Genomic DNA, 11,452 nt, shown 5'->3' with positions numbered 1-11,452 from the left:
GTGGCTTGTTTCTTCTATAAACGCCTTGAGCGTGACGGCAGGGTCATCCGCAAAGGGGGAATTTTCTTTCCAGGTCGCCCAATCATTGGCTTTTCGATCGATGGCTTTGACATCCAAAACGATAAAACCTGCCGACGGACGGCCCTGTTCGTCTTTGATAATTTCTGAAAATCCCGAGCTACCAAGATTTTCTATAAGGACGATCCCAGCGAGTTTTCCACTCACCAACCTTTTTACGCTATTAGGCAGGGTTGATAAGGCCTCCCGCACATCTTTCCAGATCGCTTCATGGTGAGGCGGCCGGAACGGTCGGCTTGGGATTTCATACTTTATGTTGTCCTGTAATATATACTCGACCACTGCATCTGAAGCTGGAACGATGCGGTCCTCGATCGGAGTCAGCCTCCAATCTTTCAGTAGGCCACGGAACGAACATCCGGTCCTGCGGGATTCGATGCAGGAGTCACGCAGGATGCAAAAGCGAAATTCATGATGACGATCCAATGCGCTCGGTAATTCCGTAGCTTCATCTCTATGATTCCTCTTTTGCTTTACATATTCTCTTGATATCATAATAAATTGGGCAAGCCAAGCCTGGATGTGCAAAAGGAAATCCTATGAAGGGCAGCATCATCTGTACCGCTCTGCTTTTGCTATTCCACAGCACGCTTCGCGCTGACGACACTCTGTCTGCAGAACAAGAAGACCATCACAATCAGCCTTCCACGACCCTGCTTACAGCAAGTTTCCATTGGTTGGCCCTTAAGGGCGGACTCTTTGAATACGCCTCCATTCAACCGGATGGTGATGGTATGACCTATTTTTACGACTACTATCATGACAAATACAATGGCGAAACAACGGCCACTTATAACATGTTGGGCACAGGTTATCGTTATTTTTTAACAAAAGCATTTTACCTCAAGGGTCGCATCAGCCTGGGCTATCGTACCTTAGCCTACCAGAGATATATGGGTGTTGAATTTCTAACTCGTCGTCGTTTTGGAGAAAGGTTTCTAGTGGATGGTTGGAGCATCGACGCCGCCCTGGAAGCGGGACATGAATGGCGTTGGGATCGGTGGACCTTTGGTATCAGTTATTATGCTCACCCAGCAAACATCGCCTGGGGCTTGTCTCGTGTTCGGCATCGGAAATCTCTCGACCTCGAATGGGATATCAAGGATTTTGAAGAGGGCTTGAAAGAACCACTAGGGTCGCGGGTCCTTGAACTGAATTTAGGGATTCTACTATGAAGCCTCGAGCTCTTGCTATGCTTCTGTGGGTATCAAGCTTCTGGAGCGCCTGCGGTATCGTCGAACAATCACGTATGCGGCACCCCTCTGAAGCTCAACGTATTATTTACTTTAAGGGATCGCCTTCGGCGCTCCTGAATGGAACGACACTGGAGCCGGATTTGATGTTGCCAAGAGCCGCAGCATCCATGCCTGCTTATGCCCTTAACTCGATTGAATTTGTTTCGGCTGAAGAAGCCACCGTAGACGTCTCGTCGCAGACAGGTATTGAGGCCGATAATAAAAATTGGGATACCCTGACACCTCCTCAGGAACTGCTCAGATTCTCCATAAAAGACTCAAACCTTTGGTTGACCAAGGACGGTACGGAAGAACCTATACTTGTCTTTCAAGAAAATCCTTCCGATGGCACATGGAAGCTCAGCACCTGGCAAAACGCCGATGTTGAAATCCTGCATGCAAGCGTAAGCCCGGACGCCTCGATGCTTAGCTTTCTTTTTCGTCTTAAAGTTGGTGAAAGTCTTTTCGCGATCTATCTGATGGGAAATGAGGTCGTGCGTGATCCGCCAGCCATGGTCGACAGGCGATATAAATATACAGCTGGTGACGGTTTTCCCGTAGGCTATCGAGCCAACCCCCTTAAACTTGACCTTTGCGTTGACAAATACGACGCTTACTTCGAAGCTGCAATCATCGCGTGGTCCCACTGGAAGCAATCGCAGACATATTCAGAAGCGTATATTGGGAATACTCTGGTATTGACGGAATGGCTCGAGCAGTATCCACCGTTCTCAGACGTCAACACACGCTGCATCTATGCAGTTGATGCCTACGATTTTTCATCAGCCCCCAGCTCGTACGTTGGAGGCACTACCATAGTCAACTTGAATCCGTTTTCCTGGGAAATGGCTCATTCCGCTGTTTTAATTCCTAAAGTCGTTTATGGAAACTCGGTGCGCTACGCCGCTACGGACGAGCTGATACACGTCATGGAACATGAGATAGGGCACATGCTGGGTTTGGGCCATCAGTTTGAACGAAGTGAACAGACCGGCGAATATCTCTATCCAAGCGTTATGTCGTACGGGGACGTTGGAGTCCAGCCTTACGACTTTGAAGCCTTGGAAAAAATCTATGGCGTTCGGCCGTGAGGTGGCCTGGTCCATCAACCTGTATTCCGCAGTCCACCAGCAATCGCATTGATAGTCAACAGCAGCGCCTCCAAACTGGGAGCATGATCCGGACTATTATCCGGTAGCGCTCGCCATGTCTTCAGCTGCTCAATCTGCAGATGATGCAGCAAAGCCAAACTGGGTTCGCGCAGCTGAACGGTCTTGACCACATGCGGACGGCGGGCTTCCACAGCAGCCCCAAAGATCTCGATCAGCATCTGACGGGTGCGGCGGAACTCGCTTAAGATGGGTTCCATAAACCGGTCCCGCAGGGCAGCGTCGTCCACCAACCCAGCGTACGCGGTCATCTGACTTTCACTCGCCGATGCCACTGTGGTTTCCACATTATACAGAACATAGTTTAAGAGTTTCGTATCAGGCAGGCTGGACTTGAGTTTCTGAAAATCCGCAGGCCTTTGCTTCTGCAAAGCCTCCAGCGCTGTCCCCACACCATACCAGCTCGGCAGATAAAAACGCGCCTGATTCCAGGCAAAAACCCAAGGAATGGCTCGCAGATCCTCCAGGGTTGCCTGGCCGCTGCGTTTAGGAGGACGACTGCCGATACGGGAATGTTCGAGCGCATCAATCGGCGTCGCCTGACGGAAGAAGCTGACAAAATCCGGATGCGTGATCAGATTATGATAGGTCTCCCGACTGCGGCCCGAGAGTTCCTGCATGATTTCCATAAACCAGGGATCCTCGTCATCCCGCTTCTGGCTTTGCATGGTCTCGGCGGTCAGGCTTGCCTGCATCAGCTCCACATTGTAAACCGCCGTGGCCTGATTCGCATATTTGCGCGCAATGGTTTCACCCTGTTCGGTCATGCGCAGCGTACCATTGAGGGCACCCTTGGGCAGCGCCTGTAAAAAACGATGCACAGGTCCAGCGCCACGACTCACAGTGCCGCCACGTCCATGGAAAAAGATCATATCGACACCATGCCTATCCCCGACCGCGGCCATTTCCTTTTGAGCCAGATAAAGATGCCATTGGCTCGCCAGAATACCTCCATCCTTGCAGCTGTCGCTGTAACCAATCATGACCTGCTGCTGAGGCCGATTCCAACCGTGCAGTCGGGCGTGCTTTTTCGCGCTGCTGCGGGTGATGGGATGGGCGAGGAATTCATCCATAATGCGGGCGCTGTCGATCAGATCATCGATGGTTTCAAAGAGCGGTACGACGGGGATCGGACACACCAGCTGCGAGCCTTCCACCTGAGCTAGCCCGGATTCACGCATGAGGAGGTAGACGGTAAACAGATCCTCGGCGGAGTGAGTCATGCTCACGATAAACGAACCGATGCCGGCATAACCATATTTTTTGATATAATCCTCGACCACTTCATAGCAGCTCAGAACAGCATCAGCCGGTCCACTGAATTGATGCTGCGGCAACGAGAATGGCCGCACCACGGCGAGTTCCTTATGAATCAAGTCTTTTTTGGCTTCAAGCGTCCACTGCGGATAGTGGGCCCCCTGATCCACGCCCGCGGCCTGCAGAAGGGCGCTCATGGCTTCATCATGGAAGCGGCTGTTCTGCCGAATGTCGAGCCGCGCCGAATGAAAACCAAATGTCTGCAGGGTCCGTACCGCATTCTTCAATTCATTTTGGGCCAGGCGCTGAGCCCGGATTTCCTCAAGCCCGGACCGCAGGCTGGCAAAATCCTGCATGACCTCGTCGGGCGATTGGTAACAGAACGACCGATCGTCCAGCTGCGTGGCATGATCGCGCACAACCTGAATCGGCAGACGGGTGATCATCATATTGATCAGCACTCGCCATGATTCGCCGCGGTTGGATCGCAGGGCTTCCGCATAGGCTTCCGGATAGTTTTTTTCGTAAAAAGACAAGCGTTCCATCAGCACACGAGGCGGGGCCTGCATCTGGTCCGACAGGCTTAATTTCTTGGCCAGATCGATGAGCTTATGCCGAATCACAATAAGGGCATTCAAGCGAAGATCCTGCAGAGCTTTTTGCGTGATCTCCGCCGTGACCAGGGGATGGCCGTCACGATCCCCGCCCACCCAGGTCCCGATATCGAAACGTGGATAGTGCCCCTGCATGGCATCCAGCGGTGATTGAAATCCAGCCTGCTGCCAGGCGGTTTCAAAACGATGATCCAGCCAGGGCAGAATCTGCGGGAAAACATTGCGCAGGTAGTGCATCATATTGCGAAGCTCATGCCGCACTTCAGGCCTTTGCAGATAGATCTCGCCGGTTCGCCAGAGACGTTCCAATATGGTTTTGACTTCATCCTTGAGCCACTGCCGCTCAACCGGTGTCCACATCTGATTCTCGCGCTTAACGAGCTGCAGATAAAGATCGCGATGGTGATCCAGGACCGTAGCGCGTTTGGATTCCGTGGGATGAGCGGTGAGAACAGGCTCGACATGCAAGGTTTGAATGGTGCTGAGTATTTCATCCTCGGTGAAGTTCGCCTGCTTCAAGCTTTCAAAAGCCCATGGCCAAAGGCCGGCTTCGGTTTCCAAGGAGTTGGGCGACTGCTGCTGGCGGCGGTTTTGAACGTTGATATTTTCCTCGATCATGCCAAGCAGCTGAAAGGAAATCGAGAGCAGCTGGACCAGTCGATAGGGGGATTCACCAGCTGGCATCGGCATGTCCTGCTTGTCCTCCAGCCATGGAATAAAGTGGATCAGATCCTTATGCTGGAGCTCCTGCAACACTTCCTTGAGCGATTGCATGATGAACGTCAGATCCTGATCAAACTTATCGTTTTTCTGGACTGCCACAAAGCACCTCAACGCATGAACCCACCACGTAACGCTTTGCAGTGTAGAGAAAGGTGAACGAGGAAACAAGTGTGAGGTAGGAAAGCCCGACGCATAGGGTACGTGATGGTAAGAGGCCTGGTCCTGGACGGGCTTGGCATTCTGCAGTGGACGGAATCCGGAATTTTCTCTATTCGGACTGTTTACCTCTATGCATGGGGAATATTCGCATGATGTCTCTCTTTCGCTGGATTGGTCGGTTTGAGGGCCTTTCGTTTCTGCTACTGCTCGGTATTGCCATGCCTTTGAAATACATCTGGGGCCAACCCGAAGCCGTGCGTATTGTCGGAATGGCCCATGGTGGCTTATTTTTGGCATATGTAGCTATGGCAAATTATGTGGCATTGGCACTGGGTTGGTCGAAACGGGTTTGGTTTTTGAGCATGGTGGCCTCCGTACTTCCCTTGGGAACCTTCATCTTCGAAAAGAAATATCTTTCCGAAACTGGATCTCTGCCAAAAAAATGAGGTCGTCCACGTTATGGGAAGAGTAACAAGGATAAACAAGGAGACCTTATGAAATCGTTATGGCTTATGATCGCCTTGACAGGTGCCGTGTCGGCTCAAGCGGCCCCAGTCCGCCCTTTTCCCAAGCCTTTGACCTGCAAAGAAACAGTGGCGCGGCCCGGAACCTGCGCTATTCTACAGCTTGGTGCTCCTGCCGCCACGGTCGAGTCGACCGATCTTGCTTTGACGGATGTCAGTGATAGTCGATGTCCTCTGGACGTGGATTGCGTATGGGCCGGTTATGTGACCGCCGAGCTGCTCGTGGAAAATGCGCAGGCGGGTGTCCGTGAGCAGGCGATCACTCTGAGCCTGGATCCGCGTAACCCTGGGGCCAATGTTTGGATCGATGACGCCAGCGGCCTCACTGTGATTCTGCAGGATGTCTCGCGTGGTACAGCCACTGAGGGCCCGATCTGGCAGCGACGTCAGGTCAAGGTTCGGGTGGGTTATGATCTGGCGCAACCGAATCCGAATATGTAATAAAAATGGAGCGTAGGATATGATTCCACGCTCCAGATGATGGCCAAAGGCCAGGCTATCCACCTGGCCGAGGATCAGTGCATAACACCAATTCCAAAACCGGAACCGCTATCAAAAAGATCGGTTTTGGAAGTCTGCTTCAAACTCCCCAAAACCTTGGCCTGAACCTGTGCATCGATCGCCACCAGCTCCAGACGAGTTTCATCGCTAAAGTCGGCCTCGCTCGCCATCATCGGCAGATTCATACCTATATCCCCGAACTGCGATACCGTGCGGACCACAAGCCTCTGGATGCCACGCTTCTGGAGTGTTGACTTCTCGGCATCGGTCAAGCCATCCGCCGCCATTACATCCAACGCGTATTCGAAACTAAAGTTATGGTGCCCAGGAGCGTAGACCACCTTGAATGGGACGGTGATAATCAAATCGCGGGTCAAGAGTCCACGAATGGTGGTCTGGTCCAGATGCATGAACCGCGTTTTATCAAAGCCCTGAAAGCTTGTGCGTCCCTTCATGATCAGCTCGTAGGAACCTTTATCATTCGACGCGAAACTTTCGCTATAGTCCACGGGAGCTGAGCGTTCCTGGGCGTAGGGACTGGAAGCCTGGAAGGATCCGGGTTGAAAGCCCTGGAAAGCATCACTTTCGCAGGTCGCCTGACCCAGCACCAGCTGGTAGTCCTGAAAATCTTCAGCGCTAAGGCGCAGGCGCAGATCCGAAGACCAGATGCTTTGCACGCTGTTCAAGAGCAGACGGGGTTGAGCAAGGGCTCGTTCCTGCCGGCCGCTCCACTGCAATTCGTAGGTGCCGTCCTGGAGGGCGACCGGTACGCTCACGGTATAGGTACGGTATTCATTGCGCGTGCCCCACATCGATTCCCAGGCGGTGTATTGAACCTGGGCTTCACGCCTTAGACTCAAGCTTTGACCACCAATACTCAGGCTTTCCAAAGGGTTTGGCATGGTGAGTCGATCATCAGCAGGAACTTCCTGCAAACCGATCGAAAGCTCCATGACCTGGCTCAACTGCAATTTGCTCAGCGCGGGACGGTTTTCACTGGGGCTCGGGCAAAGTTTGGCCTGGCGTTCACCGACCAGCATTTGACCACGATCGAGTCCCTGGGTGGAACTGATTTTCATGGGGACGGGACGCACCTGCTTGATGACAATCTGCTGCACGCCCTGGTTTTCCACCAGTTTCCATTCCATATCCAGTTTGAATTGGCCAGGATCTTTCGGTTTCAGCGCCCGCATATAGTGTTCGTGTACAATCGCCATCTGCTCATAGAGCTGGCGGTAAAGGTGGTCACTCATCAGCATGCGACCGCGGGCCACTTCGGTGCTGGCGATTTGGAGTTCAATCTGCATGGCCGTGATCAAAGTGGTTTCAGGAATCTTGCCGGCCGGTGGGTTGGCGACTTCCAGGTCTTCACCAGGGAACGCTGTGCTTTGCACTTCGATGGTTTGGGGAGTATCACCCTCGTTGTTATAGGCTGGATAACCGGAGATCGCGACACCATTGGCCAGCTCGCCTTTAAAGGAACGCTGCACGAGTATGCCCATGCCGCTGTACTGCTCATTGACGCCATAGTAACGACGAGCAACCCAGGCCTTTAACGTGTAAAGACTGGCCCATACTTTCAAAGTACTTTTGATAACAGGATCTTTTTTCGCTTCGCATAAGCCAACGGTACCTTTATTGGTATCGTCGCCTGTGCAGGCCCCTTTGGATTCATAGAGGCCGGCGCCGTTGAATTCAGGATGGTCTTCGATATTGCTGCTCGAACGCAGCTTGATGCGCGTTCCTTGGGGGAAAACCGAAGAGATCGCATCCAGGATACGGTTTTGCAGAGTTTGGGGAAGTTTGGCTTTTTCAATCAGTCCGCGAACGCGAGCCAGGCCTTCAGCTGTGGCCTGAGAACTGACACCAGGAGTCAACAGACGTTCCAATTCCTGATCAACTTCAGTTTTCAGACTGCGACCGTCGGCTGTTTGAGCGGTTTGCATGGCTTCAGCAAAGAGGCCCACCGGCAGAGCAAGGCCTTCAGCCACGGTATGGCCTGGAATGATGCGGCGCAGTTCAGCGACGTTGGCAGCCTTGGCTCCCACTTTGTCGGCATCTTCACGGCTCAGTTGATCGAGGTTCAGTGGTTGCGTCAGACTATGATCGTAATCATTTAAAACCAAAGGCAACGGCTTTTTCAAGGCGATCAAGCGCGAGGCTTCGTCCGCAGTCAGAGCCGCACCGCCCCTTACCAGGAACTGACAGGAACCGACAGCATCACCCGTGGCCTGGAAAAAGACCGGGCTTTGACTTTGCGCCAACTGATTCCAGCTTTCAAGCTGAGTCGCATTCTTTTCATAAACAAAAGGAATGCCCAGCATGCCCGCCAGCAGCGCTGGGTGCGATGAAGGTGATGAGGTTTGGCTGACGACGATGCCTGCCACGACTGGCAGTTCACGCGGCACGTCATCCATCACGAGAATGTCATTCGCGGTAATGGCACCGGCAGCCAGGAGCGCGTCCAGTTCACCTTGCTTGACCACTCGCACATGGCCCACACCCCAACCGGCGTTGTAGCAGATGCGATTTTGTTCGCTGGTCCGGCTGGCAAGGGTGATGCCCAGGCTTTGAAAGCGAGCCGATTCCTTGGCCACAAACGTCATTTGCTCAGCGACGGGCAAATAAAAGAGCTGACGGGGCGGCACGGGCATTTGGCCTTTTAAAAGATCAAACACTGACGCGACCAGTTCCGGTTGCAAGGGATCGCTTCCCATGATCTGAATATCGGCGAGGTCCGGATGATTGTAATCTTCCACCGAGTTGGGAATCAAAAGTGTACCGAGCAACACACGGCGGCCATTCTCATAAAGCGAGATGGCATCCAATTGCTTGGATGTCAGCCCCGCAAAGGTCGGCAGCGTGGTGAGATGTTCGGCATGATATTTAAAGGACGACGGATGCCAGATCAGGGACGTGAACTGACCGCGTTCATCGACAGTGATCGAAAATTTGATATAGCCGCGATAGGAGGGGTCCTGCCAGGTGCCGACGAAATAAGTCCAGAACGTATCCGGGGTCAGTGATTCCGGTTGCACATTAAAATCCCCGCTGAGCTGGTTCAATGAGGATCGTGGCTGCCTGGTCAGCGAGCACGACAGGCCTGAGAAACACAGGACAAGGAGAATGAAAAAACGCAAGCTCATGAATGTCTCCGAAGCAAGCAAAATGGTACAGGGCGCTCTTAAATGGAGCAATCACCTGGCAATGTCAACGTTCATTTACGTGAGTTTCCGGCCCTGGGAAATGCGGGAAATAACCCATAGTTACCCGCTCTAGCTCTTGACTGACCAGCTGATCAGAGGCATAAAGCCGAAAACGAGGAGTCGCCATGGGCTGTAAACTGGCAAACAAGGATGAGATTCGACAAGCTTTCGCGCAAGTCCACCCGATCTGGTCTCATGACCCGGATGCGGCGGTGCATCTGCAAAAACGTTTGGTTTCCGTGCAGCATCTCAGGGCCACATGGTTTGTGACTGAAGATGCGGGGCAGGTCGTCTGCAGTCTGGGGGCTTATCCCTTTCGACTTTTTGGTCCGGATGGGGATCGGCCTGCGCGTGCGTTCGGTGCGGTGTTTACCCCTGAAGCCCATCGTGGGCATGGGCACGCCGCGAAGCTGATCCGCTGGGTTTGTGATTATTATGCGGCGCAGGGGGAGCTGGATTTTATTTTATATTCGGACATCGACCCTGCCTATTATCAGAAATTGGGTTTTCAAGGGCTACCTTCTTATGAATGGAGCTGGGACCTGGCGCAGGGTGGAGCGCATCATGAGCTGACGGTTTTTCCCGCCCGCCCTTTGGATCCCGGAGCCCAGGGCTTCCGCTACGGCATAAGGCGGCAGTCGGAAGAAGCCCGCTGGGTTCAGGGCAAGCAGAATACAGCCCTGCGGTTGAGCCGCTGTCTGCAGACGGGAAATTGGCTGCTTTCACGCCAGGATCATGGTACCTACACGCTGCTTGAGACCAATCTGTCCCAAACCGCGGACCATTGGAGCGAATTTGTGAGGCTGGTGGAAAGTGACGCGCGTCAGGCCGGTTGTCAGCGGGTCAAAGGCTGGTGGGTCAGTCCCGAGCCTGAGCCTGCCTCTCACCTGAGGCATCAGATTCAGCCCAGGCGCGAGGAAATCCTGATGTGGGCATCAGGCCGAGGCGACCATGATCCATGGCGTCAGGACATCAGTTTGCAGGGTTTCCGGGCTCATCTCAGCGAGCACGTTTGATCAAAAGAAAGGCCATCATGCAAGGGTCCAAACTCATCCATATTGAATTCATGAACGAGCTGCGGCCGATCCGTGTGGTGGATTCCTTCGATGATTTTCTGGATGACTTCGCGACGGAAGTGGGCGGGCAGTTGACGGATGAGCGCTGCCCCTTTGGTGTTTTGCTCTGGCCCAGCGCCAGGATCGTAGCCCGCTGGCTGGTGCAGGAAGCCCCCTGGGAGCGCGATGTGCCCCTAAAAATCATCGAGCTCGGGTGCGGTGTAGGTTTTTTATCCTGTGCCCTGGCCACGCTATTCCCCAACGCTGAAATCATAGCCTGCGACTATGAGGCCCGGCTGGAACCGTACGTGAACGTCAATGCCGCTGCTTGGGGTGTGAGCCGCCGCGTGGAGTTTCGTCAGGTCGATTGGCGTCAAGCCGTACCGCAGAAATGGAAGCACCAGGCGGACTGGGTTTTAGGTGCGGATGTTTTTTATGATGACAGTCACCTGAAGCATTTGCCGCCTTTTGCGCGCGATCTTCTCAAGGCCGATGGACTTTTAACCTTGGCGGATCCCAAGCGTTTTCGCTTCGGCACGGCACTTGATATTCTCAAAAATCATTTCACCCTGCGTCGTTGGGTGGAAGAGGATTGTGATATTGAAAGAGAAGGCATCGAAGATTTCATGGTCAGCAGTGGCGTCCTGAAGCAGAAGGTGTCCATCCTGGAATTTGCGCAACGCTCGCGGTCATGAAAAATGCCCCTAGAGGCGAGCTCTGATTCGAGCTTTCTGGCTCGAGCAAGTCTCTGGTCTTTAGATGCTGAATACTGAAGTAGGGGAGGGCGATAGCAATGTCATTCGGTTAATTTTTATAAATTTCCATAACTCTCAAATATCTCTACTAAGTTTCCATCTCGCCAACGAAAAAGGTGACTTAATGGAAGCTGCTACGTCTTCTCAGCTGTGGGAAAATATCATAATTGGTATAG

At 53.1% G+C, this 11,452-nt stretch carries 8 protein-coding genes and 1 pseudogene; 6 read left to right on the top strand and 3 right to left on the bottom strand.

Annotation, left to right across the window (positions count from 1 at the left end; genetic code table 11):
• A pseudogene (locus VE954_RS13490) lies at positions 1 to 225 on the bottom strand (hypothetical protein); the annotation flags it as partial.
• Positions 226 to 617: 392 nt separating this feature from the next.
• Between VE954_RS13490 and VE954_RS13485 the strand changes: the two are divergent.
• Positions 618 to 1,253: a hypothetical protein gene (locus VE954_RS13485; RefSeq protein ID WP_324953540.1), complete on the top strand. Its 636-nt coding sequence runs from the start codon at positions 618 to 620 to the stop codon at positions 1,251 to 1,253.
• Positions 1,250 to 2,404, top strand: a complete 1,155-nt coding sequence (locus tag VE954_RS13480) for a matrixin family metalloprotease (RefSeq protein WP_324953538.1) — start codon at positions 1,250 to 1,252, stop codon at positions 2,402 to 2,404. The genes VE954_RS13485 and VE954_RS13480 overlap by 4 nt, the downstream gene beginning before the upstream one ends.
• A gap of 14 nt (positions 2,405 to 2,418) precedes the next feature.
• On the opposite strand, the gene VE954_RS13475 is transcribed toward VE954_RS13480, so the two are convergent.
• Positions 2,419 to 5,175: a phosphoenolpyruvate carboxylase gene (locus VE954_RS13475; RefSeq protein WP_324953536.1), complete on the bottom strand. Its 2,757-nt coding sequence runs from the start codon at positions 5,173 to 5,175 to the stop codon at positions 2,419 to 2,421.
• A gap of 209 nt (positions 5,176 to 5,384) precedes the next feature.
• Here VE954_RS13475 and VE954_RS13470 point away from each other — a divergent pair, with 209 nt between their 5' ends.
• Both VE954_RS13470 and VE954_RS13465 read left to right on the top strand, forming a co-directional pair.
• Entirely contained in the window at positions 5,385 to 5,681 is a 297-nt protein-coding gene (locus VE954_RS13470; RefSeq protein WP_324953534.1) for a DUF3817 domain-containing protein, read from the top strand.
• Positions 5,682 to 5,729: 48 nt separating this feature from the next.
• Positions 5,730 to 6,200 (top strand): hypothetical protein, encoded by a 471-nt coding sequence (locus VE954_RS13465; protein ID WP_324953532.1) that lies wholly within the window; start codon positions 5,730 to 5,732, stop codon positions 6,198 to 6,200.
• Between the two features lie 74 nt (positions 6,201 to 6,274).
• On the opposite strand, the gene VE954_RS13460 is transcribed toward VE954_RS13465, so the two are convergent.
• Positions 6,275 to 9,406 carry a PEP/pyruvate-binding domain-containing protein gene (locus VE954_RS13460; RefSeq protein WP_324953530.1) on the bottom strand — a complete coding sequence of 1,044 codons (3,132 nt, stop codon included), beginning with the start codon at positions 9,404 to 9,406 and terminating at the stop codon, positions 6,275 to 6,277.
• Positions 9,407 to 9,591: 185 nt separating this feature from the next.
• Here VE954_RS13460 and VE954_RS13455 point away from each other — a divergent pair, with 185 nt between their 5' ends.
• Entirely contained in the window at positions 9,592 to 10,482 is an 891-nt protein-coding gene (locus tag VE954_RS13455; RefSeq protein WP_324953528.1) for a GNAT family N-acetyltransferase, read from the top strand.
• A gap of 17 nt (positions 10,483 to 10,499) precedes the next feature.
• The gene (locus VE954_RS13450) at positions 10,500 to 11,216 is read left to right on the top strand and encodes a class I SAM-dependent methyltransferase (RefSeq protein WP_324953526.1); all 717 of its coding nucleotides are present in this window, start codon (positions 10,500 to 10,502) and stop codon (positions 11,214 to 11,216) included.
• Positions 11,217 to 11,452 lie beyond the last annotated feature (236 nt).

The sequence above is a fragment of the Oligoflexus sp. genome, from assembly GCF_035638955.1.
GTDB lineage: Bacteria > Bdellovibrionota_B > Oligoflexia > Oligoflexales > Oligoflexaceae > Oligoflexus.
The sequence above is the reverse complement of the archived record's forward strand: the minus strand, read 5'-3'. Positions and strand labels throughout refer to the sequence as shown.